The organism is Kribbella solani (assembly GCF_014205295.1).
GTDB classification, from domain to species: domain Bacteria; phylum Actinomycetota; class Actinomycetes; order Propionibacteriales; family Kribbellaceae; genus Kribbella; species Kribbella solani.
The window spans coordinates 6,156,814-6,180,537 of sequence record NZ_JACHNF010000001.1; the positions used below are offsets into that span (position 1 = coordinate 6,156,814).

The 23,724-nt window shown below is 68.5% G+C and carries 22 protein-coding genes; 20 read left to right on the top strand and 2 right to left on the bottom strand.

Going from position 1 to position 23,724, the window contains the following annotated elements; translation table 11 throughout:
* Positions 1-27 precede the first annotated feature (27 nt).
* Positions 28-237, bottom strand: a complete 210-nt coding sequence (locus tag HDA44_RS28380) for a hypothetical protein (protein ID WP_184839556.1) — start codon at positions 235-237, stop codon at positions 28-30.
* 128 nt (positions 238-365) lie between these two features.
* Here HDA44_RS28380 and HDA44_RS39010 point away from each other — a divergent pair, with 128 nt between their 5' ends.
* The 16 genes from HDA44_RS39010 (at position 366) to HDA44_RS28460 (ending at position 15,661) form a co-directional block, all read left to right on the top strand.
* Positions 366-425: an excalibur calcium-binding domain-containing protein gene (locus tag HDA44_RS39010; RefSeq protein ID WP_184844432.1), complete on the top strand. Its 60-nt coding sequence runs from the start codon at positions 366-368 to the stop codon at positions 423-425.
* A gap of 239 nt (positions 426-664) precedes the next feature.
* On the top strand, positions 665-955 hold the full coding sequence (locus tag HDA44_RS28390) for a hypothetical protein (RefSeq protein ID WP_184839558.1): 291 nt from the start codon (positions 665-667) through the stop codon (positions 953-955).
* Positions 956-1,265: 310 nt separating this feature from the next.
* Positions 1,266-2,621 (top strand): FGGY-family carbohydrate kinase, encoded by a 1,356-nt coding sequence (locus tag HDA44_RS38710; RefSeq protein WP_184839559.1) that lies wholly within the window; start codon positions 1,266-1,268, stop codon positions 2,619-2,621.
* The gene (locus HDA44_RS28400; protein ID WP_184839561.1) at positions 2,618-3,235 is read left to right on the top strand and encodes a histidine phosphatase family protein; all 618 of its coding nucleotides are present in this window, start codon (positions 2,618-2,620) and stop codon (positions 3,233-3,235) included. The genes HDA44_RS38710 and HDA44_RS28400 overlap by 4 nt, the downstream gene beginning before the upstream one ends.
* Entirely contained in the window at positions 3,232-4,032 is an 801-nt protein-coding gene (locus tag HDA44_RS28405; RefSeq protein ID WP_184839563.1) for a DeoR/GlpR family DNA-binding transcription regulator, read from the top strand. The genes HDA44_RS28400 and HDA44_RS28405 overlap by 4 nt, the downstream gene beginning before the upstream one ends.
* Positions 4,033-4,063: 31 nt before the next feature.
* On the top strand, positions 4,064-5,524 hold the full coding sequence (locus HDA44_RS28410; protein ID WP_184839566.1) for an FGGY-family carbohydrate kinase: 1,461 nt from the start codon (positions 4,064-4,066) through the stop codon (positions 5,522-5,524).
* Positions 5,521-6,540, top strand: a complete 1,020-nt coding sequence (locus HDA44_RS28415) for a 2-hydroxyacid dehydrogenase (protein ID WP_184839568.1) — start codon at positions 5,521-5,523, stop codon at positions 6,538-6,540. Before HDA44_RS28410 ends, HDA44_RS28415 begins: the two co-directional genes overlap by 4 nt.
* 21 nt (positions 6,541-6,561) lie before the next feature.
* Positions 6,562-7,257, top strand: coding sequence for an MgtC/SapB family protein (locus tag HDA44_RS28420; protein WP_184839570.1), 696 nt, complete (start codon positions 6,562-6,564; stop codon positions 7,255-7,257).
* Between the two features lie 293 nt (positions 7,258-7,550).
* Positions 7,551-8,501 carry an inositol monophosphatase family protein gene (locus HDA44_RS28425; RefSeq protein WP_184839572.1) on the top strand — a complete coding sequence of 317 codons (951 nt, stop codon included), beginning with the start codon at positions 7,551-7,553 and terminating at the stop codon, positions 8,499-8,501.
* Positions 8,498-9,448: a carbohydrate ABC transporter permease gene (locus tag HDA44_RS28430; RefSeq protein WP_337906515.1), complete on the top strand. Its 951-nt coding sequence runs from the start codon at positions 8,498-8,500 to the stop codon at positions 9,446-9,448. The genes HDA44_RS28425 and HDA44_RS28430 overlap by 4 nt, the downstream gene beginning before the upstream one ends.
* Positions 9,445-10,257: a carbohydrate ABC transporter permease gene (locus HDA44_RS28435; protein ID WP_184839574.1), complete on the top strand. Its 813-nt coding sequence runs from the start codon at positions 9,445-9,447 to the stop codon at positions 10,255-10,257. The genes HDA44_RS28430 and HDA44_RS28435 overlap by 4 nt, the downstream gene beginning before the upstream one ends.
* A gap of 2 nt (positions 10,258-10,259) precedes the next feature.
* Positions 10,260-11,576 (top strand): ABC transporter substrate-binding protein, encoded by a 1,317-nt coding sequence (locus tag HDA44_RS37615; protein ID WP_184839576.1) that lies wholly within the window; start codon positions 10,260-10,262, stop codon positions 11,574-11,576.
* Positions 11,573-12,283 (top strand): glycerophosphodiester phosphodiesterase family protein, encoded by a 711-nt coding sequence (locus tag HDA44_RS37620; RefSeq protein ID WP_184839578.1) that lies wholly within the window; start codon positions 11,573-11,575, stop codon positions 12,281-12,283. Before HDA44_RS37615 ends, HDA44_RS37620 begins: the two co-directional genes overlap by 4 nt.
* A gap of 178 nt (positions 12,284-12,461) precedes the next feature.
* Positions 12,462-13,652 (top strand): Gfo/Idh/MocA family protein, encoded by a 1,191-nt coding sequence (locus HDA44_RS28450; RefSeq protein ID WP_184839580.1) that lies wholly within the window; start codon positions 12,462-12,464, stop codon positions 13,650-13,652.
* A 16-nt stretch (positions 13,653-13,668) separates the two neighbouring features.
* Complete coding sequence (locus HDA44_RS28455; RefSeq protein WP_184839582.1) at positions 13,669-14,007, top strand: VOC family protein; 339 nt, start codon at positions 13,669-13,671, stop codon at positions 14,005-14,007.
* 64 nt (positions 14,008-14,071) lie between these two features.
* The gene (locus HDA44_RS28460; RefSeq protein WP_184839584.1) at positions 14,072-15,661 is read left to right on the top strand and encodes a phosphodiester glycosidase family protein; all 1,590 of its coding nucleotides are present in this window, start codon (positions 14,072-14,074) and stop codon (positions 15,659-15,661) included.
* 115 nt (positions 15,662-15,776) lie between these two features.
* On the opposite strand, the gene HDA44_RS28465 is transcribed toward HDA44_RS28460, so the two are convergent.
* Entirely contained in the window at positions 15,777-16,484 is a 708-nt protein-coding gene (locus HDA44_RS28465; protein WP_238352572.1) for a GntR family transcriptional regulator, read from the bottom strand.
* Positions 16,485-16,605: 121 nt separating this feature from the next.
* Here HDA44_RS28465 and HDA44_RS28470 point away from each other — a divergent pair, with 121 nt between their 5' ends.
* The 4 genes from HDA44_RS28470 to HDA44_RS28485 are packed head-to-tail and all read left to right on the top strand — an operon-like array spanning position 16,606 to position 23,698.
* Entirely contained in the window at positions 16,606-19,320 is a 2,715-nt protein-coding gene (locus HDA44_RS28470) for a UxaA family hydrolase (protein WP_184839586.1), read from the top strand.
* 15 nt (positions 19,321-19,335) lie between these two features.
* On the top strand, positions 19,336-20,229 hold the full coding sequence (locus HDA44_RS28475; protein WP_184839588.1) for a fumarylacetoacetate hydrolase family protein: 894 nt from the start codon (positions 19,336-19,338) through the stop codon (positions 20,227-20,229).
* Positions 20,226-21,752, top strand: coding sequence for an aldehyde dehydrogenase (NADP(+)) (locus HDA44_RS28480; protein WP_184839590.1), 1,527 nt, complete (start codon positions 20,226-20,228; stop codon positions 21,750-21,752). The genes HDA44_RS28475 and HDA44_RS28480 overlap by 4 nt, the downstream gene beginning before the upstream one ends.
* Positions 21,749-23,698: an IlvD/Edd family dehydratase gene (locus HDA44_RS28485; protein ID WP_238352573.1), complete on the top strand. Its 1,950-nt coding sequence runs from the start codon at positions 21,749-21,751 to the stop codon at positions 23,696-23,698. Before HDA44_RS28480 ends, HDA44_RS28485 begins: the two co-directional genes overlap by 4 nt.
* The last annotated feature ends 26 nt before the right edge of the window (positions 23,699-23,724 follow it).

Genomic DNA, 23,724 nt, shown 5'->3' on the forward strand with positions numbered 1-23,724 from the left:
GTGGGGTTTGGTTTGGGGTGCGTGGTGTCAGCGTTGCTGGTGCCGTTGCTGCCTCTCCACGGCTTTGCCGAGATCCTTCTGCGCCCGCGCGATGTTCTTGTCAGCGGTCTTGAACGCGTCGTGCACACCGGGCATCCGACCGAGCTCCTGGCTGATGGCCTTCTTGTTGTTGATCTCGTCAACAACCCGCTGCGCCGCCGCGTCGATAGCTGCTTGCAACTTTTCCTCTCGGGACATGCAGGTTTCCTTTCCTGAACTGAGCTCCTGATACCGCTGCGACGACAGTGTGCGACCAGCAGTTCCACTTCGCGGAGCTATTCGACCTCCGTCGAAACCCAGTCCGAGGCAAGCTGTAACAGAACGTCATGGTGTCTGGGTACGCCGTGCATCTTGACCGTGACGGGGATGGTGTCGCCTGCGAGTAACCGGCTAGATCCGCAGAGTTTCCTGTGGATAACGTGCCTCAACTGTGGATATGTCGGCCATAGCTGTGCACAACCGGGAGATTTCTGTGGATAAGGCACTAAATGGCAGTGCTGATGCACGTGCAGTCCGGCAGGTGAGAGAACGGTTGCCGGAGTGGGTTGCCGGTGCTGAGATAAGTGGCCGTGCGCCGGTTGAAACTTTACGAAGATTTGTTCGTGACATTCGGCGCGCCAGGTCGTTGATCCGTCAGGCAGTCGCGATCAGCGGATCGCTGGGGAATCCGGAGGGCTCGCTCGTGCACAAGTTCAACCCGCCACCTGAGTGGCCTGAGCCACCCAGCGCGAGCTGGCGCCCGCCGCTCGGCTGGGAACCCGACCCGGCCTGGCCGAAGGCGCCGGCCGGCTGGGGCTTCTGGACCAACCGCAACGGCCGCCCGACCAGCGGCCCGATCGGAGCGTACGGCGCCGTCGACGCCGGCCGTCTCGAGCTGGCCACCGTCGACCCGGCCCTGGTGCTGATGCACTCCTGACCTTCCCGAACCCCTCGGCTCCCGCGCGCTCCCCCAGCGCCGGGAGTCTTCCCATTCCCCCGCCCCTACCGCCCCCGCCCCGGCGCGTTGCGCCCGCACGCCCCAAACTGGTTTGGGGCATCCAACTGCCCATTCCGGGGGTACAACGCTCCCCGATCCACGTGCGGAGCCGCCCCAAACTGGTTTGGGGCGGCCAGTGGCTACCTGGTTTCTGATCGGCTTGGCCGTCTTCGGCCACCCGATGGTGCACTCTTACCGTCTTCTGGTGTTATGTTACCAATGTAGATAACACTCACCTCGGAGGCGCCTCGTGGCCTGGATCGGTCTCGACCTCGGCACGCAAAGTGTGCGGGCCGTCCTGGCCGATGCCAAGGGCGCTGTTCTGGCCCGTGCAACACGTCCGCTCACCGGCCGGCGGGACGGCGTACGCCACGAACAGAACCCCCAGGACTGGCTCGACGCCGTCGACGCCGTCCTGGCCGAGGTGACCCTGGCGAGGCCGGAAGGCATCGCGATCTGCTCCACGTCCGGCACCTTCCTGCTGACCGACCGCGCCGGCCGCCCGGTCACGCCCGCGTTGATGTACGACGACGCCCGCGCCGCCGCCCGTCGCGACCAGATCGTGGACGCCGACCCGGATCGCTGGTCCACCAGCATGCAACCGACCTGGGCGCTTCCGAAGATCCTCGAACTCGTCGCGGACGGGTACGACCTCGCGGACCACCGCGTCGTACACAGTGCCGACTTCGTCGCGGCGCATCTCGTCGGCCACCCGGTCGCGACCGACACCAGTCACGCGCTCAAGACCGGCTACGACCTGAACGCCGAGGCCTGGCCGGCGGCATTCGACAAGCTCGGCCTGCCCCTGACCGCCTTCCCAGAGGTCGTCCGACCGGGCGCCGAGCTCGGCCGGACCCCCGACGGAGTCCCGGTCCGGGCAGGCATGACCGACGGCTGCGCCGCCCAGATCGCGGCCGGCGCGCTCGCTCCCGGTGCCTGGAACTCCGTCCTCGGCACCACCCTCGTCCTCAAGGGCGTCAGCAACGAGCTGCTCACCGACCCGACCGGCGCCGTCTACAGCCACCGGCACCCCGATGGCGGCTGGCTGCCCGGCGGCGCGTCCAGTACCGGCGCCGGCGTGCTCACCGAGCTCCTCCCCGGCGCCGATCTGGCTGCCCTCGACCGCGCCGCCCGCGCGAACGGACCGGTCGACGCGGTGAGCTACCCGCTGACCAAAACCGGTGAGCGTTTCCCCTTCGTCGCGCCCCAGGCCGGGCGCTTCACCCTCGGCTCCACCCCCGACGATCTGCACGTGTACACGGCCGTACTGCAAGGAGTCGCCTTCATCGAGCGACTCGCCTTCGAACACCTGGAAACGCTCGGCGCGGACCCGGTCCGCTCGGTGTCACTCACCGGCGGCGCCACGCGCGGGGGGTACTGGAACCAGCTCCGCGCCGACGTCCTCGGCGTACCCGTCGAGCTTCCAGCCGTCCCGGACCCGGCGTACGGCATGGCGGTCCTCGCCGCGTCCGGCGGAACCGACCTCACCGGTACGGCGCGGCGAATGGTCCGCGTCGATCACGTCCTCGAACCACGCGGCAACCGGCTCGACGACCTGTACGGCGACTTCGTCGCGGAGCTCGACCACCGGGGGTACCGGGCATGAGAACCACGATCGTGCTGGCTCGGCACGGCCGGACCGAATGGCATCACGGCAACCGGTACACGGGTTCCACCGACTTGCCGATCGACGACGTCGGCGTACGCCAGGCGGAGCAGCTGAAGGACTGGGCGACCGACTACGCGCCGGACGCGCTGTGGGCGTCGCCGATGCTCCGCGCCCGCCAGACCATCACCCCGACCGCGGAACTGCTCGGCCTGACGCCGACGCTGGACGCGCGGCTGCGCGAGGTCGACTTCGGCTCCGCCGAGGGCAAGATGCTCAGCGAACTGCCGCCCGCGGTGGCCAAGGCGTTCCAGCTCGACCCGGTCCGCGACCACCTGCCGGGTGGCGAGGACCCGGTCGCCGCGGCCGACCGGGTACGCCAGGTGTTCGACGAAATCGGGCAGCGGCACCAGGGCCAGAAGGTCCTCGTCGTCGCGCACAACACGCTCATCCGGCTGCTCGTGTGCAGGGTGCTCGGGCTGCGGCTGAACGACTACCGCAGACTGCTACCTGCGCTCGGTCCCGCGGCGCTGGTGCGTTTCCGGTGGCAGGACGGCACAGTGGGTCTCGAGGCGTACAACGTTCCTCCGCTACGTTTGGAGACCCTGACATGACAACGGATGTCGACGGCGACACCACCGAACTGAGCCGCCCGGCGCGCCGGCAGGCCGAGATCGCGGCGTACGTCGTGAAGCACGGCTCGGTCTCGGCCAACGACCTGGTCGAGGCGTTCGGCGTCAGCGTGATGACGGTGCATCGCGACCTGGACGAGCTCGAACGGCAGGGTGTCGTCCGCAAGTACCGCGGTGGGGTCAGCGCGCAGCCGACGAGTGTGTTCGAGAGCAATGTGGCGTACCGGCTGAACACCGCGCAGGCGGAGAAGACCGCGATCGCCCGGCAGGCGCGGACGATGATCGAGCCGGGGATGTCGGTGATGCTCGACGACTCGACCAGCGCGCTGGCCCTGGTCGACCTGATCGAGGACATCACTCCGTTGACGGTGGCAACGAACTTCCTGCCCGCGATCAGCCGGCTCGCGGAGCTCCGCGACATCACCCTGCTGGCACTCGGCGGGATCTACTCGGCGACGCACGACTCGTTCGGCGGGATGCCGTGCGCGGAGGCCGTCGAGGCGCTGCACACCGACCTGCTGTTCTGCTCGGTCTCGGCGGTGTCGTCGACGCACGCGTTCCATCAGGAGGAGGAGATCGTCCTGGTGAAACGGGCGATGCTGCGCTCGGCGCGGACCAAGGTGCTGCTGGTCGACCACGGCAAGCTGCAGCGTACGGCCCTGCACCGGCTCGCGCCGCTGACCGGCTTCGACGTCGTGATCGTCGACGAGAAGACCCCGAAGGACCTGCTCGAACCACTACGCGACAACGGCGTGACCGTGGCGGTCGCGCCGCTCTAGTCCTGAGTCGGAAGACCGGGAAGGGGAGGGTATGGACGTCGGAGTTGACGTCGGCACCACCGTCACCAAAGCCGTCGCGTTCGACGACGCCGGCCGCCCGGTCGCCGTCGCCTCCCGGCCGACCCGGCTGATCCACCGCGGCCCGGGCCGGTTCGAGCACGAGACCGCCGAAGTCGTTGCCTCGGTCAACGAGGTGGTGGGTGAGCTGGCGGCGCTGGCCGGATCGCGGCCGGGCGTTCTCGCGATCACGGCCCAGGGCGACGGTCTGTGGCTGGTCGACTCCGACGGCGCGCCGGTACGGCCGGCGATCTCCTGGCTGGATGCGCGGAGCAGCGCGATCCTCGAGCGGTGGACCGCGGCCGGCATCGCCGAAAAAGTGTTTCGGCGGTCGGGCAATCGGATGTTCCCCGGTGCCTCGGGTCCGCTGCTGGCGGCCGTGCTCGCGGAAGAACCTGACGTGATCGCACGTGCGGGTACGGCCGCGTACTGCAAGGACGTGGTGATGCAGCAGCTCACCGGCGTACGCGCGACCGATGTGTCGGACGGGTCGGCGCCATTCCTCGACCCGCGGCGGAACGCGTACGACGACGAGGTCCTGGACGCGACTGGTCTGACCGAGCTGCGGCACCTGCTCGCGCCGGTCGAGGCGGCCGGGCCGGTGGGGGAGTTGCGCGACGACTCGACCGGGATGGCGCGCGGCACGCGAGTTTCCGCCGGTCCGTACGACCTGCCGGCCGCGGCCGCCGGCGCCGGGGTGACCGAGCCCGGCGATGCGCTACTGACGGTCGGGACGACGTTGGCCTGCCAGGTCGTCACCCGTGAGCTCCCGGTCGACGGCGAGCCGGCCGGTCTGTTCCTCGGCACGTGGACGCCCGGCGTCTGGCTGCGCGCGATGCCGGCCATGGTCGGTACGGCGGCGCTTGATCGCGTACTCGCACTTGTTGGGGCGACCACCGATCAGTTGCCATCGTTGCTCGCGGACAGTCCACCGGGCGCGCAAGGCGTGACCGTACTGCCGTACCTGTCCGAGGCCGGTGAACGCGCGCCGTTCGTCGACACCCGCGCCCGCGGCACGATCGACGGCGTTTCTTTGTCGACCACCTCCGCTGATCTGATCCGCGCGACCTGCGAAGGCATCGCGTACGCCGCCCGGCATTGTCTGGAAGCAGCCGGCTGGACGGGTCGCGTGACGGTGTGCGGCGGTGGCGCGCGGAGCAGCGAGTGGACGCAGATCCTCGCGGACGTACTGAACGCTCCGCTGCACACCGCCGAGGCCGAGCAGGTCGCGGCGCGCGGCGCGGTGATCTGCGCCCGCCGAGCCGTCGACCCCGACAGCGTCGGCCCGGATTGGATCGCGGACACCCGCCAGATCGACCCGGGCCCGAGCCGAACCGCGTTCTACGCCGAGGGATACGCCCACTACCTGCGCCGGATCGAGGCGGCCCGCCCGCGCTGGTCCGACCCAGCACCTACCTTCCCAGGAGTTCGATGAGAACCGTCAAGACCCTGCTCGCCGGAGACCACTTCGTCCGCAACGACCTGCTCGCTTCGGCGCTCGCGACGATTCCGGACGTGGCGTTCGACTTCCGTGAGGTAACGCTGCCGTGGCCGCTGGCGCCGTATGGGCGGGTGGCCGAGGTGGACGAGGCGAGCGACGTCGAGGACCAGCTGATCGAAGCGCTGAACGGAGTGGAGCTCGCGGTCACCCAGATGGGGCCGTTCACCGAGCGCGTACTGAATGCCGCGCCTGACCTTCGCTACCTGGTCGTCTGCCGCGGCGGACCGGTCAACGTGAACGTTGCCGCCGCCAACAAACGCGGTGTCGCCGTCGCATCCACGCCGGGACGTAACGCGGTGGCCGCGGCGGAACACGCGGTCGCCCTGATGATGGGTGCCCTGCGCAACATTCCGCGGCTGCAGCGTACGTTGGAGCAAGGGGAGTGGCGCTCGGACCTTTACGCGTACGACGAATGCGGTGTCGAACTCGATGGGTCGACAGTCGGCCTGATCGGGTACGGGGCGATCGGTCAGCGGGTCGCCCGCGTACTGCTCGCCTTCGGGGCGCACGTGCTGGTGTCCGATCCGTTCGTACGTGAAGCGCCGGACGGGATCGAGCTGGTCGCACTGGACGACCTGCTGCGCCGGTCCGAAGTCGTCAGCCTGCACGCTCGGCTGACCGACCAGACGCGCGGCATGATCGGCGCCGAGCAGATCGCCGCGATGCCGCGCGGCACCGTACTCGTCAACACCGCGCGGGGCGGCCTGCTCGACTACGACGCGACCGTCGACGCGCTCGAGTCCGGGCAGCTGGGCGCGGCTGCCTTCGACGTGTTCCCAGCCGAGCCGGTACCGGCCGGGTCGCGGCTCCTGACCGCGCCGAACATCGTGATGACCCCGCACCTGGCCGGCGCCACCCGGCAGACCGCGCATCGGGCCGGCTCGATCGCGGCCGAGGCGGTCGCGGCGTTCCTGAGTGGGAAGGACCCGGTAGGACTGGTCTCGGCGTAGCCGGGGCACTGGACCCAAGTTATGAAACTTGCTACTTCGAGTACCTGGACCGAGCTGCTTCTGCTGCTGATCGCCTTCGTGCTGTCGACGGTGATCGGGATCGAACGGCAGGTCCGGCAGAAGAGCGCCGGGATGCGTACGCACACCCTGGTCGGCACCGGCGCCGCGATGTTCACGCTGGTCTCCGGGTTCGGTTTCAACGCCGTCCTGGGGACCGAGGTCAACCTCGACCCGTCCCGGATCGCGGCCCAGATCGTCTCCGGCGTCGGGTTCCTCGGCGCCGGCGTGATCTTCATGCGCCGGGACGTGGTCCGCGGCCTGACCACCGCGGCGACGATCTGGATGACGGCCGCCATCGGCATGGCCTGCGGCGCCGGGATGCCGATCCTGGCCGTCGCCGCGACGCTGCTGCACCTGGTCGCGGTCGGCCCGCTGGCGCACCTCGGCCGCCTGATCCCGTCTCCCGATCGCCGCCGCACCGTCACCGTTCGCTACGACGACGGCGCGGGCGTACTCCGCTCGATCCTGTCCACCGCCACCGCGATGGGCTACGAGGCCTCGATCCTGGGCACCGAGATCCACCGCGACGGCCCCCGCCCCCAGGTCCGCGCCGCGATGCGCTTCTCCGGCCGCCCGCCCCTGCAGAACCTGGTCCTGGCCCTGAACGACCTGGACGGCGTAACCGGCGTCCGCCTCCGCACCGACGACCCCGACTAACCCCGCCCAGCGCCCCCGCCCCGCCCGCCCGCCGCTCCCGCCCCCGCTCCCGCCGCTCCCGCTCCCGCCCCCGCCGCTCCCGCTCCCGCCCCCGCCCCCGCCCACACGCCGCTCCCGCTCCGCCCCGCCGGGGTTGCCCCTTCAACTGGCGGGTTGCCCCTTGGTTATTCGAAGGGGCAACCCGCCACTTGAGGGCGCAGGCTTTACAACGATTGGGATGTGGATGTGAATTCGGTGAGAAAATCACACTGATCTTCTATACGTCACCATGATTCGGTGATAATTTCACCGGCATGCCCGCAGACTTGAACCTCGCTCACTTGCGTGAACTGGCCGTAAGGCTTGCGCATGCCGCGGGTGAAGAGCTGCTGGCCCGCCAGCAGAGTCTGTCCATCGACGCGGACGGTGTCGAAACCAAGAGCTCGGCCAGCGACCCGGTCAGCGCCGCCGACCGTGCCTCGGAGAAGCTGATCACCGACGGCATCACGACCGCCCGCCCCGGCGACGGCCTGCTCGGCGAAGAGGGCGCCTCCCGCCCGTCGACCACCGGTCTGACCTGGGTGATCGACCCACTCGACGGCACCGTGAACTACCTCTACGGCCGCCCCGACTGGTGCGTCTCGATCGCCGTCGAGGACGAGCAAGGCGCCCTGATCGGAGTCGTCCACCAACCCCGCACCAACACCACCTGGCAAGCCACCCGCACCGCCGGCTCCTACCGCACCACCAGTTCCTCCAGCACCACCAGTTCCTCCAGCACCGCCGGCTCCTACCGCACCGACCCGCCGCCATACCAAACGGTTTGGTATGCCGACTCGCCCACCCACCGGAGCCCTGAGCCGCCATACCAAACGGTTTGGTATGGCGAGCGGCGGCTGCGGGTTGGTGAGGGGCGGCGAGAGGTCGGGTTGGCTGAAGCGCTGGTGTGTACGGGCTTCTCGTATCTTCCTGATCGGCGTGCTGAGCAAGCCGAGCACCTACGCCGCGTACTCCCCGCCGTCCGTGACATCCGGCGTGGTGGATCCGCGGCACTCGACTTGTGCTCGGTCGCGGACGGCACGGCGGACGCGTACTACGAGCACGTCATCCAGCCGTGGGACATCGCCGCCGGGGCGCTGATCGCCCGCGAGGCCGGCGCCACCGTCGTACGCGATCCCGCTTTCCCGCAAGGCATCCTGGCCGCCGCCCCCACCGTGGCCGAACCACTTCGAGAGCTGCTCACAACCACCAGGAGGCAGGAGTGACGGTAGTTGACCTGCCGGCCCGGGCGCACCCGGACGAACAGACAGTTGCTGCCAGCAATGACCAGCTGAAGCGCCGCCGGCGGCGCGAGTACGGCCTGTTCGCCCTGCTGGTCGCCCCGAACCTGCTGGTGATCGCGGTCTTCGCGTACTGGCCGATCGTCTACAACGCGTTCCTCAGTCTGACCGACTGGAACATGATCGCCGCCCGGCCGAAGTTCGTTGGGCTCGCCAACTACGGCCGGACCCTCACCGACCCGGCGTTCCACAAGACGCTGTGGATCACGGTCGTGTTCACCGGCCTGATCGTGGCCGGCAGCCTGGTGATCGGGCTGGCGCTGGCGTTCCTGTTCAACCTGCCGCTGAAGGGCCGCGGCGCGGTCCGGACGATCGCGTTCGCGCCGCACATCCTGTCCGGCGCGGCGGTCGCGACCATCTGGGCGTTCATCTTCGACCCCGGGTACGGGCTGATGCGCGCGCTGATCGAACCGTTCGGCGCCGAACCACCGGACTGGATGAACAACTCCGACTGGGCCCTGCCCGGACTCGTCATCGTGTACCTGTGGAAGAACGTCGGCTTCGCCGCGCTGATCTACCTGGCCGGCCTGCAGGGCCTGCCGAAGGACCTCGACGAGGCGGCCGCGATCGACGGCGCGTCGACCTGGACCCGGTTCCGCGCGATCAAGCTGCCGCTGCTGGCCCCGATCACGTTCTTCCTGCTGATCACCACCGTGATCGGTACGTTCCAGGCGTTCGACGTGATCGCGGTGATGACCGGCGGCGGACCTGGTGACGCCACCACCACGCTCAGCTGGTCGATCTACAACGAAGGTTTCCAGGCGTTCAACGCGGGCCGCGCGGCGACGCTGTCGATCATCATGTTCGTCATCCTGCTGGTGGTCACCACGGTGCAGGCCCGGGTGATGGAAAGGCGGGTGCACTACCGATGAAGGCACGCCCGATTCAGTACGTCCTGCTGGTCGCCGTGGCGGCCGTCTTCCTCGGACCGCTGTACTGGTTGCTGTCGACGGCTTTCAAGGACCCGGCCCAGATCTACCAGTGGCCGCCCGCGTGGTGGCCGCACTTCACCTGGGAGAACTTCAGCCTGGCGTGGAAGGCCGCGCCGTTCGACCGGTTCTTCCTGAACTCCACGATCATCACCGTCGCCGGTACCGCGCTGAAGGTCGTGAACGCCGTACTGACCGCGTACGCCTTCGCCTATCTGCGTTTCCCGTTCAAGAAGATCCTGTTCTTCCTGGTACTCGGCGCGATGATGGTGCCCGGACACGTGACCCTGCTGCCGAACTACCTCACCGTGGCGTCACTCGGCTGGATCAACACGTACGCGGGTCTGATCATCCCCGGCATCGGCTCCGCGTTCGCGACCTTCCTGATGCGGCAGCACTTCCTGACGCTGCCGACCGAGGTGACCGACGCGGCCGCGGTCGACGGCGCGGGTCATCTGCGGACGTTGTGGCGGGTCGTGCTGCCGATGTCGCGGCCGATGCTGATCACCGTCGTCGTGATCACCGCGGTGGAGGAGTGGAACAACTTCGTCTGGCCGCTGATCGTCACCAACACCGCGTCGATGCGTACGCTGCCGGTCGGTCTGCTGATCCTCAAGGACGAGGAAGGTCTCGCCGCCTGGGGAACGATCATGGCCGGCACGCTGCTCGTCCTCGCGCCGATGCTGCTGATCTTCCTGATCGCCCAGCGCTACATCGTCGGCGGCATCACCCAGGGAGCGTTGAAGGGATGAGCATGCGACGCAGGATGTTCTTGGGCCTCGCCGCCGGTACGACGCTGGTGGGTTGCGGGTACCGATCGGTGGACGCGATCTACTCGCAGCCGGCCGGCAAGGTGCCGAAGCAGTACGCGAACCGTACCCGGGTGGTGTTCTGGTCACCGTACGGTGGGGTGAACGGCAAGGCGGTCGACAAACTCGTTGCCAAGTTCAACGATGCGCAGAGCGACGTGTACGTCGAGGTGCAGTTCCAGGGCAGTTACGACGACGTTGCCCAGAAGGTCGCGGCCGCGCTGGTCGCGAAGCAGGCACCGGACCTGGCCGTACTGTCCGATGTCACCTGGGAGCGGTTCTTCCTGAACGACGCGCTCGAACCGCTGAACAACCACTTCACCGACGGGTTCGGGCCTGGCGTGTTCCAGGAGAAGCTTTTCGGCGAATACGTTGTCAAGGGCAAGAGTTGGGCCGTACCGTTCGCGCGCAGTACGCCGATCCTCTACTACAACCGCGACGCCTTCGCGAAGGCCGGACTGCCGGACCGGGCGCCGCGTACGTGGAGCGAACTGCGCTCTTGGGTGCCTGAACTGGCGAAAGTACAGTCCGGCGGGCGGTCGATGCGGACGATAGCGTTCGCGAAGATCGACGGGGACTGGCAGTTCCAGGGCAACGTGTGGCAGTTCGGCGGCGCGTACTCGAAGGGGCTGGATGTCACGATCGACCAGGACGGGGCGGTCGCGGCCGGTGAGTGGCAGCGCCAGATGGTGCACGAGCTCGGCGCGGCGTACATGGCGAGCAGCCCGAGCACGGACTTCGCGAACGGTCTGGTCGGGGTGATCCAGGAATCCACCGGCGGCATGAAGACGATCAGCAGCAAGGCGAAGTTCAAGGTCGGTGCCGGGTTCATCCCGTCCGAGGTGGCGGCCGGAATCGCCACCGGCGGCGGTGGGATCGGCATGATGCGGAACATCTCGGACGAACGGAAACAGGCCGCGGCGACGTTCCTGCAGTTCCTCGCGCTGCCGGAGAACTCGGCCTGGTGGACCACCCAGACCGGGTACCTTCCGGTGGTGAACAAGGCCCGCGAAGACGCCGAGCTGAAGAAGCTGATCGCCGAACAGCCCAACTACGGCGTCGCGATCGCGCAGTTGGAGAACGCCCGGCAACAGGACGCGATCCGCTTGTACGGGCGAAACGCGAACGTGCAGATCTACACCGGACTGCAGCAGATCTACGCGGACAACGCCGCACCGAAGAAGGTGTTCGCCTCGGTCGCGAAACGGCTCGACGCGATCGGCGACGAAGTCAAACGGCTCTACGAGGAGAAGGTGCTGTGATCATCACCGGCCACCGCGGCGCGCTCGGAACCGAACCGGAAAACACCCTCCGATCCTTCCGCCGAGCCGTCGCGGACGGCTGCGACGAGATCGAACTCGACCTCCGAGTAACCGCCGACGGCGAACTCGTAATCATCCACGACCCCACAGTCACCCGCACCACCACCCACGACACGGGTTCCGGTGAGGTTGCTGGGATGACGTTGGACGAGCTCCGCGCTTTGGATGCGGGTGCGGGGGAACGCATCCCGACCTGGGCGGAGGTGGTCGCGGCGATCGACGTCCGCTTCCAGGCGGAGATCAAGGCCGAAGCCGCCGTACCCCTGCTGGCCCAATCCTTGAAAGCCGACCCGGCCCTGGCCGCGCGCACCTTGGTGACGTCCTTCCATCCGGAGATCCTGCTCGCGATCCGCGAGGCGTACCCGAACGTGACCACCGGCCACATTTTCGGCCGTACTCCGGAGATCCCCGAGGTGATCGCCCGCACCCGCGCCGCCCGAGCCACCTGGTCCCTGTGCGGCATCGCCGGCCTCACCCCCGAGGGCGTCGCCGAACTCCACGCCGCCGGCCTCAACGTCACCGCCTGGCCCGTCCCCGACGCCCCCACCCTGGCCGCCGCCCGCGCCCTAGGCGTAGACGGCATCACCACCGACAACCCCCACCTACTACAAACACCTGACCACTCCACCCCGGCCACCAGATCCTGACGACCTCACCCCGGCCACCCGCACCCGCGGCCGACCGCCGGCCCCCGGACCTCCACCACTCACCAACCGTCGCCTCGCACCACTCCGCCCGCCCCCGCCCCCGGTGTACCGCACATCACACAAACCGACGTTCAAATATGTTCTTCCATGGAACATAAATGTGTGATTGCCTTCTCGTATGGGAATCAGCATCGGTGTGGTCGGAGCGGGCCAGTTCGCGCCCTCGTTCCTGCGGTTGTGGTCGGCGCACCCGGACGTGTCCGAGGTGCGGCTGACCGACGTCATCCCCGAGCGGGCGGCGGAGATGGCCGCCAAGCAGGGCATCACGGTGACGCCCGCGTCGTTCGAGGAGATGCTCGAGTCGGACCTGGACGCGGTCGCGATCTTCACGCAGCGCTGGCTGCACGGCGAGATGGCGATCAAGGCGCTCGAGGCCGGCAAGCACGTGTACTCGACGGTGCCGATGGCGATCGAGGCCGACCAGATCGCCCGAATCATCGAGCTGGTGAAGGACACCGGGCTCACGTACATGATGGGCGAGACCAGCTTCTACTACCCGTCCTCGGTGTACTGCCGGCAGAAGCTGGCCGACGGCGCGTTCGGCCGGGTGTTCTACAGCGAGGGCGACTACGTCCACGACATGGACCTCGGTTTCTACGCCGCGTACCAGTACTCCGGCGGTGACGACTGGAAGAAGACCGCGTCCTTCCCGCCGCTGCTCTACCCGACGCATGCCGTCGGCAACGTTCTGTCGGTGACCGGTCAGCACGCCACGCACGTGTCCGCGATCGGGGTCAAGGACGACCGCGGCGACGGGGTGTTCGACAAGGAGGTCAGCCAGTTCGACAACGACTTCTCGAACGCGACCGCCCTGTTCAAACTGGCCGACGGCAGCATCATGCGTACCAACGAGATGCGCCGCGTCGGGTACCCGTCGCACATCCGTGAGTCGCGGCTGCGCGTGTTCGGGACCGAGGCCAGCTTCGAACAGCTCGCCACCACGACGTACTGGCAGAACAAGGAAGGCGTCGAGGACGTCGAGCACCTGATGGAGACCAGGCCGACGGGTGACGACGCCGACCTGGCGAACGTCGATCCGGCGCTGCGGGACGCGTTCCGTTCGGGTCTGTCCCCGGTGCACGACCGCTCCCGGCTGCCGAAGGAGTTCGACGGCCTGCACAACGGCCACGAGGGTTCGCACCATTTCCTCGCCGACGACTTCGTTCGCGCGGTCGCCGACAAGGCCTTGCCGCCGATCAACGCCTGGGTCTCGGCCCGCTACACCCTCCCCGGCATCTACGCGCACCAGTCCGCGCTCCAGGGCGGCGTCCAGTTGGAGATCCCGGACCACGGAGACGCGCCCGCCTGACCCGGTACTGTGCGGTATGGACCTGTTTGCCGGAATCTCCGTACGGGACTACGACATCGCCGTCGCGTGGTACGAGAAACTGCTCGGTGCGCCGCCGGCCTTCCTGCCCAACGACATCGAGGCGGTCTGGGAGGTCGGCGAGCACCAGTACCTCTACATCGAAGTGGTCCCGGAGCACGCCGGCCACGCGCAGCACACCCTGTTCGTCGAGGATTTCGACGGCGTACTGGCGGCAATCGCCGGCCGGGGCATCGAGCCGGCCGAGCGCGAAACGTACGAGAACGGCGTCCGCCACGCCACCTTCTACGACCCGGACGGCAACGAAGTTTCGTACGGCGGCGCCCCGGTGGAGTGATTGTTCAGCTGAAGGACGCTCGGTTCAGGTTGCGGGCGTACGCGGTGGACCGTAGGAACGTCCTATGACCCTGCGATGCCTGGGCCTGTCCGCCCTCTGCCTCTCCCTGACCCTCGGTGGCACCACCGCGATCGCCACCCCGCCGGTGCCACACCTGCCCCTCGGTCCCGGCGGCCTGACCGAAACCCGCGACACCCGCACGCTGCAGCCGGGGGTCACGCTCACCACCATCGTCCGCGGCCACACCGACCCGAATGCCAGCTGGACCGTCGAGGTCGCGATCCCGTCCACGTCCCCGGACCCGGACACGCCCGCCGCCGCGCTCTCCGACCGGGCCGGCGCGGACAAGGCCGCGGCCAAACTCCGCGCGGCCGGCCTCGACCCGCGGGTCGAAGAAGTCCCGACACCCCAGCTCGCCGACGCCGGTGGCGGCAGTCTCGGGTACCGCGTCCGGCTCGGGTTGCTCGGTACGAAGGCCGAGGCCGACGCACTGCGTACGAAGGTGATCGCCGCCGGTCTGAACGGATCGAGCCTCTACACCGGCTGGGACGGTGAACCCGACGACCTCGCCGGCTCGACCGGACCTTGGCATGTACAGGTCCTGACGATCGACCCGAAGAAGTTCCGCGGCACGCTCGACGCGACGTACGGCCCGGACCTCGAGGCCCGCGAGACCACGAGCACGCTCGCCACCCTCACCGGCGCGACCGCCGCGGTCAACGCCGGCTTCTTCGTCCTCGACCCGAAGTCCGGCGCGCCCGGCGACCCGGCCGGCGTCGGCGTGTACGACGGCCGCCTGGTCAGCGAACCCACCAACGGCCGCCCCGCCCTCGTACTCGGCCCGCGCGGCACTTCCGTCGACCGTTTCACCTGGCGCGGCGAACTCCGGGCGGGCGGCAAAGTACTCCCGCTGGACGGACTGAACCGCGTACCCGGCTTGATCCGCAACTGTGGTGGCACAGCCGATGACCTCCCGACCGCGAAGCCGTTGCACGACGTCACCTGCACCGATCCCGACGAGCTGATCGCGTACGACGAGTCGTACGGCGCCGCGACGCCGAGCGGACCCGGCGCCGAGGTGATCGTGAACAAGCGCGGCATCGTCACCGCGATCCGCCCGACCACTCGCGGCGGCGCGATCCCCGAGGGCGGCCGCACCGTACAGGCGATCGGCAACCTGGTCGCGCCGCTCCTCGCCACCGCCAAGGTCGGCAGGCCGCTGTCGATCCGCTCGGTCCTGCTCGACGAGCGCGGCCGGCCGGTTCCGCTGACCCCGCGCACGACAATCGTCAACGGCGGCCCCGAACTGATCCGCAACGGCCAGATCCACGCCACCGCGGCCGCCGACGGCATGGTCCAGTCCACCCCGAGCTTCTACTACGGCTGGGTCCACAAACGAAACCCCCGGACCATCGCCGGCGTGGACGACCACGGCCGCACCGTCCTGATCACCGCCGACGGCCGCAACGTCAACAGCCTCGGCCTCTCCATCGCCGAAGCCGCCGCCGTGGCCAAGTCCTTCCACCTCACCGAAGCCCTCAACCTGGACGGCGGCGGCTCCACCACCATGGTTGCCAACGGCAACATCCTCAACACCCCCTCGGACGCCAGCGGCGAACGCCCAGTAGGAGACGCCCTGATCATCCGCAAGTAGGAGCCGTGCGTAAGAACAGGTAGTGCACCGGCGAGACACCGTACGCGTCAGCACATCCACGCTCAGGTGCAGTACCCCGCCTCCACCACTACCTGTCCTTACGGCACGAGTTGCGCTACTCGTAGATGCGGCGTAACCGCAGTGTCATCGAGTTTTCGATGTGGTGGGTCATGGCGGCTTCGGCGGCGGTGGGGTCGCCGGAGGTGATGGCCTCGACGAGGACGCGGTGTTCGGTCAGTACCTCGGGGCCGATGTCGCGGTTGTAGTGGAGGCGGAAGATGTGCAGGTGGCAGTGGGTACGTTCGAACGCCTGCCGCACTTGTTCGCTTCCGGACAGCGACGCGATGAGGGAGTGGAACCGGTTGTCGTGCGCGGTGAGGGATTTGTAGCCGGCGTAATCGATGGAGGTCGGCTCGACCGCGTTCGCGAGTTCGGCTTCGAGGCGGGCGCGGCCTTCGGGGGAGATGAGTTCGGCGGCTCGGCGGGCGGCCCAGGGTTCGAGGAGGAGCCGGAAGCGGTACAGGTCGTCGAACTCTTCCAAGGTGAGTAGCGGCGTCGCCCGGTACCCCTTCAGTGGTTCCTTGACCGCCAGCCCTTCCGACTCGAGCCGGGCCAGTGCCTCGCGGACCGGGGTCGACGACACCTGGAACTCGCGGGCCAGCCCGTCGATCGAGATCCGCGCGCCCGGCCGGATGACGTGGTCCATCAGCATCGTCTTGATCGCCTCGTACACGTCGTCGGCCAGCATCTGCCGCCGCAACACCCGCCGGTCCATCGCCGCCGTTGGCCCGATCGACTCGGTGGGGCCCAACGTTTCCGCCATCTGATGTCTCCGGAATCTGGTCGCGGTCTTGACCCCGTCGGTCAGGTTTCGGCAGGGTAACACTGGTAATCATGCATCATGCACGATTCTGGCCCGAGTGAGCTACAGGAAGGCGCGGACGATGGTGAGGTTCGAACAGATCGGCGTGCTGCCTGAGCCTGGTGACAACGTGGCAATCGCCTCCCGGCGGCTCGAGGCCGGCACGGTGATCGAGCTGGACGGCGCGGCGGTGACGCTGCCGCACACCGTGCTCGAAGGGCACCGCTTCGTAGTCACTCCGGTCGCGACCGGAGCCGCCCTGACCTCCTGGAACACCGCGTTCGCGCGCGCCTCCCGCGATCTGCTCCCAGGTGACTACGTGTGTACGCCGACCAGCCTCGCCGCCGTGACCGCCCGCGGCGTGGAGGGACTGCCCGCGGAACCATCGGCGACCAACGAACCCCTCGACCCGTACGAGCTGGACGAGTCCGCGCTCCACTTCGGCGCCCAGGTGACAAGCGTCGAGCAACCCGGCACCTTCCTCGGCTACCCGCGTGAACAAGGCCCGGCCGGCACCCGGAACCATGTCGTCCTGCTCGCGACCAGCTCCCGCGGCAGCGGGTTCGTCACCGAGCTGGCCCGCCGGTTCGACGGCGCCGACGCGGGCGATGGGGTCGTACCGGTCGCGCACACCGAGGGCGGCGAGGACGACGTACCCAACAACCTGCACTTCCTGCTCGCCACGTTGGCCGGTTTCACGCTGAACCCGAACGTCGGCGCGGTCCTGATCGTCGACACCGAGGGTGACGTCGTGTCCGGCCAGGCGATCAAGAACTTCATGGCCGAGCACGACTACCCGGCGCTCAAGGTGCCGCATGCGTACTTCACCCGGAAGGCCGGATTCGAGCACGACCTGACGACCGCCGGCGCGCTGGTCGAGCCGTGGCTGCCGGTCGTCGACGCGAAGCCGCGGGTCGAGGTGCCGCTCGCGGACCTGAAGATCGCGCTGCAGTGCGGCGGTTCCGACGCGTTCTCGGGGATCTCCGCGAACCCGCTCGCGGGCCAGGTCAGCGCGGAGGTGATCCGCCACGGCGGCACCGCGGTACTCGCCGAGACCGACGAGCTGATCGGCGCCGAGCCGTACGTCCTGAAGAACGTCCGCGACCTGGCCACCGCGAAGCGTTTTCTGGCCACGATCAAGTCGTTCAAGGAGCGGGTCGGCTGGCACGGGCACACCGCCGAGGGCAATCCGTCCGGCGGCAACGTGTACCGCGGGCTCTACAACATCGTGCTCAAGTCGATCGGAGCCGCCCGCAAGCTGCCCCGCGAGGTACGCCTCGATCACGTCATCGACTACGCCGAGCCCCTGCCTGGTGACGGCTACATCTTCATGGACAGCCCGGGCAACGACCTCGAATCGGTCGCCGGTCAGATCGGCAGCGGCTGCAACCTGATCTTCTTCACCACCGGCAACGGCTCGATCACCAACTTCCCGTTCGTCCCGACGCTCAAGTTCGTCACGACGAGTGCCAGGTACGAGCGACTGCAGGCCGAGATGGATGTTGACGCGGGCAAGTACCTCACCGGTACGACGATGGCGGACCTGACCGCGGAAACCTTCGACCTGGTCGTTCGGGTCGCGTCCGGCGAGAAGAGCGCCGGCGAGCGGGCCGGCCACAGCCAGGTGTCGATCTGGCGGAACTGGAAGCAGACCGGTCCGCGCGACGGTATCTCGATCAGTACGGACGGGCGGATGAGCCGCACGCTCGCCGACCTCCCGGCCGAAGATCGCGACGCCCCGCTCGACGGACTGCCGCACCAGGGCCTCACGTCCGCCCGGCGTACCCACGCCGAACTGCTCCGCGTCGACGATCGGCTGGTACCCGAGGCCGTCGGCCTGATCTTGCCGACCAGCCTCTGCTCGGGCCAGATCGCGTTGCGGATCGCGGCCCAGGCCGAACGGGAGAAATGGGCCGGCGACGCGGTCACGCGGATGGTCGCCCTCCCGCACACCGAGGGTTGCGGCAGCAGCGGCGGCGCGTCCGAGGAGACGTTCGCGCGGATCATGCTCGGTTACCTGCTGCACCCGAACACCCGGATGGCGCTGCTGCTGGAGCACGGCTGCGAGAAGACGCACAACGACTACTTCCGTTCCCGGCTGGTCGAGGCAGGCGCCGATCCGGCCCGCTTCGGCTGGGCGAGCATTCAGGCCGACGGTGGTCTGGACGCGGTCGGCGACCGGGTCAAGGAGTGGTTCAACGGCTTCCAGTTGCCGGCGCCTGCCGACGAATCCGGTGATCTCGGTGCGCTCACGATCGGGCTGGAGGCGCGCGGCCCGTTCTCGGACACGACTGCCGAAGCGCTCGCGCTGATCGGGCGCGAGATCGTCGGCTTCGGCGGTTCCGTCGTACTGTCGTCACGTGGCGCACTACTCGCCGACACCACGTTCCGGGCGACGGCGTTCGGCTCGCCGGACCCGGTCGGGCCGACGATCGCGCACGGGCAGCGGCTCGCGGCACCGGGCTGGCACGTGATGCGGATGCCGGGTACGGACTGGATGGAGACCGCTACCGGGTTCGGTGCGACCGGTGTCCAGCAGATCCTCGCGCATGTTGCCGGCGGCACCTTGTCGGCGCAGCGGTTCGTACCGGTCGTTGAATTCAGCAACGACCCGGAGACGGTCGCGACGTACGGCGACGACCTGGACGCGGTCACCACCGGCGCCGCCGCCCAGCAGGCCCGGATCGGGCTGGACACGATCGCCGCGGTCGCCAGTCGCCGCCTCGTTCCGAAAGCCGTTGCCTCGGGCAATGTCGGTTTCCAGATCACCCGCGGTCTGCTCGGTACGTCGATGTAGAGGAAAGGCATCTTCATGCATTTGGTCCGTTATCTGTCCCCGGTCGACGGCCGGCCGATCCCAGGTGTGCGTACCGGCGACTCGGTCGCGCCGTTGGAGGGTGTCAACAGCTTCGCCGAGTTGCTGCGGCTCCCGCTCGCCGAGTTGCAGACCGCCGTCGGCAAGGTCGGCGCCGAGCTGCCGGCCGCGGGGCTGACCTTCCTGCCGCCGCTCGACGGGCGGGGTGAGGTTTGGTGCGCGGGCGTCACGTACGAGCGATCCCGCGGCGCCCGGATGGAGGAGAGCAGCGAGCAGTCGGTGTACGACAAGGTCTACACCGCCGAGCGACCCGAACTGTTCCAGAAGGCACCCGCCTGGCGGGTCGTCGTGGACGGCGAACCGGTCGGCATTCGGTCCGATTCGGGGCATGACGTACCTGAGCCGGAGCTCGCGGTAGTTGCCAACAGCCACGGTGAGATCGTCGGGTACACGATCTGCAACGACATGAGTTCACGCTCGATCGAGGGCATCAACCCGTTGTACGTACCGCAGGCGAAACTGTTCGCCGGTGGATGCGCGCTCGCGTCGGGCATCCGGCCCGCGTGGGAGGTCGAGGATCCGAAGAACCTCGGGATCGAGCTGGTGATCGAGCGGGACGGTACGGAGGTGTTCGCGGAGCGCACTTCGACCGCGAAACTGGTCCGTCAGTTGCCGGATCTGATCGACGTACTGTTCCTGCCGAACGACTTCCCCGACGGTGTGATCCTTGCCACCGGCACCGGAATCGTCCCCGACCTGGACTTCGCCCTGACCGAAGGTGACGTCATCACGATCACCATCGACGAACTCGGCACCCTGACCAACACCGTGGCGACCGGCCGCGCCCCGTTCACGTTCCTCGCCACCACCAACCTGGAAGGAACCCGATGACCCCGGCCCCCGGCATCGAGCCCAACTCCACCACCGGGCCCACGCCCGGCGCCAAGCACCCGTCCGCCGACACGACCCCCGCTCAGCTTGAGCAGGCGCTTGCCGCGGCAGCTGCGGCCGCCCCCGCCCCCGCCTTTGGCTCCTCCGAGCCGTCCGTTCGCGCGGGCTGGATTCGTGCCGTCGCCGACGCCCTGGATGCAGCGAAGGACGAGCTGGTGCCGATCGCGATGCGGGAGTCCGCACTCCCGGAGGCACGACTCACCGGCGAGGTCGCGCGCAGTACCGGCCAGCTCCGGATGTTCGCCGACGCCCTCGAAGAAGGCGCCCTGCTGGAAGTCACCATCGACACCGCGGACGCACAAGCCAAACCAGTCCCGCGCCCCGACCTCCGCCGCGTACTGGTACCCCTCGGCCCAGTCCTGGTATTTGCTGCCAGCAACTTCCCGTTCGCCTTCAGTGTCTGCGGCGGCGACACCGCATCCGCCCTCGCCGCCGGCTGCCCGGTGATCGTCAAAGCACACCCAGGCCACCCAGAGCTCTCCGTACGCACCGCCGCCGTGATGATCGACGCGCTGAAACAAGCCGGCGCACCCGACGGTACGTTCGGCCTGATCTCCGGTTTCGACGTCGGCGTGACCGCGCTGAAGGACCCACGGATCACCGCCGCCGGCTTCACCGGATCGGTACCGGCGGGCAAGGCGCTGCACGAGATCGCGGTCACCCGGCCGGAGCCGATCCCGTTCTACGGCGAGCTCGGCAGCCTGAACCCGGTGTTCGTCACCCAGGCAGCGATCGATGCCCGCGGCAAGGACATCGCGACCGGGTACGTGGGATCGTTCACCCTCGGCGTCGGTCAGTTCTGTACGAAGCCCGGCCTGCTGTTCGTACCGTCCGGTCATGGCCTGCAGGACCAACTCGTCGAAGCCGTCGGGGGTGTGGCCCAGGCGCCGATGCTGAACGACCGCATCAAGTCAGGCTTCACCTCCGGCCTGGACCGCCTGCGGAAGGTCGACGGAGTACGCGTCTGGTCCACGGCAGGAGATGGCGCATCGTTGCTTCAGACAACTGTGCCTGAGCTGCTGGCTCGCCGTGACGAGATCCTTGAGGAGTGCTTCGGCCCGGTGTCGATCGTTGTCGAGTACAACGATCGCGACGAACTCGTACAGGCTGTCGAGGCCTTCGACGGCAACCTGACCGCGACCCTGCACGCGGAGGACGCCGACGCCGACCTGGCCCGCGAGCTTCTGCCGCTGCTGACCGCGCGCGCAGGTCGCGTCCTCTGGAACGGCTGGCCCACCGGCGTCGCGGTCTCCTGGGCCCAGCACCACGGCGGCCCGTTCCCGTCGACGGTCGGCTCGATCCACACCAGCGTCGGCGTCACCGCGGCCCGCCGGTTCCAGCGTCCGGTCGCATACCAGGACACGCCCGACGCGGTGCTCCCGGACGTACTGAAGGACTCCAACCCGGCTGGAATCACCCGCCGGGTGAACGGGACCGTGACCACAGCCGAGGTGACACGATGACTGATCAACCTCCGACCAACGACCCGGCCGCAATCAACGACCCGGCCGCAATCAACGACCCGGCCGCAATCAACGACCCGGCCGCAATCAACGCCCCGGCCGGGACCAACGGCTCGGCCGATGGGGGCGTGCGGGCCGAGGGGGGAGTGCACCCGGCCGAGGGCAATGTGCTGGCTGGTGAAGGGGTGCCGGCGTCGAGCGGGCGCCGGAGCTTCGACCACTGGTTCGGCGAAAAGGGCCGGAACGGGTTCATCCACCGGTCCTGGATGAAGTCGCAGGGCTTCTCCGAGGAGGCGTTCGACGGCCGCCCGGTGATCGGCATCTGCAACACCTGGTCCGAGCTGACCCCCTGCAACGCGCACCTGCGCCGGCTCGCCGACTCGGTCAAGCGCGGCGTCTGGCAGGCCGGTGGATTCCCGCTGGAGTTCCCGGTGATGTCGCTCGGCGAGACGCTGCTGCGACCGACCGCGATGCTGTTCCGGAACCTGCTCAGCATGGACGTCGAGGAGTCGTTGCGCGGCAACCCGCTCGACGGTGTCGTCCTGCTGACCGGATGTGACAAGACCACGCCGGGCTCGATCATGGGCGCCGCGAGTGTCGACCTCCCGACCGTCGTCGTCACCGGCGGCCCGATGTTGAACGGTAAATTCCGCGGCTGCGACATCGGCTCGGGCACGGCGGTCTGGCGGTTCACCCAGGACCTGAACGCCGGCCGGATGTCGGCCGAGGATTTCGCCGCGGCCGAGGCCGGCCAGTCACGCAGCAACGGCCACTGCATGACGATGGGCACCGCGTCCACGATGGCCTGCATGGCCGAGGCGCTCGGTCTGCAGCTGACCGGCTCCGCGGCGATCCCCGCCGTCGACTCGCGCCGGTACGTGATCGCGCAGAAGTCCGGGCAGCGGATCGTCGAAATGGTCAAGGAGGACCTGAAGCCGAGCGACATCCTGACCCGGGACGCGTTCGCGAACGCGGTCCGCGCGAACGCGGCGATCGGTGGTTCGACCAACTTTGTCATCCACCTGCTCGCGATCGCCGGCCGAGTTGGCGTCGACGTCACGCTCGACGACCTCGACGAGTGGGCGCGGGGCGTACCGTGGCTGGTCGACCTGCAGCCGTCCGGCAAGTACCTGATGGAGGACTTCTACTACGCCGGCGGTCTGCCCGCGGTGATGAAGGAGATCCTGCCGCTGCTCAAGACCGACGCGATCACGGTCACCGGGAAGACGATCGGCGAGAACGTCGCGAACGCGGAGCGGATCGAGGCGACGATCCCGGGCGCCGCGCCGGGCAGCCAGACGTACGCGGTGATCCGGCCGGTCGGCGATCCGCTCGGTAGTGGCGCCGGGACCGCCGTACTGAAGGGGAATCTGGCGCCTGACGGTGCGGTGATCAAGCAGTCGGCGGCGTCCGAGCGGCTGTCGCGGCATCGGGGCAAGGCGCTGGTGTTCAGCAGCATCGAGGAGTACGACAAGGCGGTCGAGGACCCGGAGCTCGATGTCGACGAGGACACCGTGCTGGTACTGCAGAACGCCGGACCGCGAGGGTACCCGGGAATGCCTGAGGTCGGAAATCTGACGATCCCGCGCAAACTGGCCGAGATCGGTGTCGACGACATGGTGCGGATCTCCGACGCCCGGATGAGCGGGACGGCGTACGGGACCGTCGTACTGCATGTGACGCCGGAAGCGGCTGTTGGTGGACCACTGGCGCTGGTACGCACCGGGGACTGGATCGAGTTGGACGTGCCGGCGCGACGTCTCCATCTGGATGTTCCGGACGAGGAACTGGAGAAGCGGCGCGCCGACTGGCAGCCACCAACCCCACCAACGGACCGTGGCTGGGCCCGCCTCTACATAGACCACGTAACCCAGGCAAACCAAGGCTGCGACCTGGACTTCCTGGTAGGCCGCACCGGCTCAACAGTCGCCAGACAGAGCCACTGATGTCCGGTCCGCAATCCTGGGGATTG

Coding starts and splice junctions, on each gene's coding strand:
- HDA44_RS28380 (WP_184839556.1), bottom strand. CDS start 237: ATGTCCCGAGAGGAAAAGTTGCAAGCAGCTATCGACGCGGCGGCGCAG.
- HDA44_RS28400 (WP_184839561.1), top strand. CDS start 2,618: ATGAGAACCACGATCGTGCTGGCTCGGCACGGCCGGACCGAATGGCAT.
- HDA44_RS28405 (WP_184839563.1), top strand. CDS start 3,232: ATGACAACGGATGTCGACGGCGACACCACCGAACTGAGCCGCCCGGCG.
- HDA44_RS28410 (WP_184839566.1), top strand. CDS start 4,064: ATGGACGTCGGAGTTGACGTCGGCACCACCGTCACCAAAGCCGTCGCG.
- HDA44_RS28415 (WP_184839568.1), top strand. CDS start 5,521: ATGAGAACCGTCAAGACCCTGCTCGCCGGAGACCACTTCGTCCGCAAC.
- HDA44_RS28420 (WP_184839570.1), top strand. CDS start 6,562: ATGAAACTTGCTACTTCGAGTACCTGGACCGAGCTGCTTCTGCTGCTG.
- HDA44_RS28425 (WP_184839572.1), top strand. CDS start 7,551: ATGCCCGCAGACTTGAACCTCGCTCACTTGCGTGAACTGGCCGTAAGG.
- HDA44_RS28435 (WP_184839574.1), top strand. CDS start 9,445: ATGAAGGCACGCCCGATTCAGTACGTCCTGCTGGTCGCCGTGGCGGCC.
- HDA44_RS37615 (WP_184839576.1), top strand. CDS start 10,260: ATGCGACGCAGGATGTTCTTGGGCCTCGCCGCCGGTACGACGCTGGTG.
- HDA44_RS28450 (WP_184839580.1), top strand. CDS start 12,462: ATGGGAATCAGCATCGGTGTGGTCGGAGCGGGCCAGTTCGCGCCCTCG.
- HDA44_RS28455 (WP_184839582.1), top strand. CDS start 13,669: ATGGACCTGTTTGCCGGAATCTCCGTACGGGACTACGACATCGCCGTC.
- HDA44_RS28460 (WP_184839584.1), top strand. CDS start 14,072: ATGACCCTGCGATGCCTGGGCCTGTCCGCCCTCTGCCTCTCCCTGACC.
- HDA44_RS28465 (WP_238352572.1), bottom strand. CDS start 16,484: ATGGCGGAAACGTTGGGCCCCACCGAGTCGATCGGGCCAACGGCGGCG.
- HDA44_RS28470 (WP_184839586.1), top strand. CDS start 16,606: ATGGTGAGGTTCGAACAGATCGGCGTGCTGCCTGAGCCTGGTGACAAC.
- HDA44_RS28475 (WP_184839588.1), top strand. CDS start 19,336: ATGCATTTGGTCCGTTATCTGTCCCCGGTCGACGGCCGGCCGATCCCA.
- HDA44_RS28480 (WP_184839590.1), top strand. CDS start 20,226: ATGACCCCGGCCCCCGGCATCGAGCCCAACTCCACCACCGGGCCCACG.
- HDA44_RS28485 (WP_238352573.1), top strand. CDS start 21,749: ATGACTGATCAACCTCCGACCAACGACCCGGCCGCAATCAACGACCCG.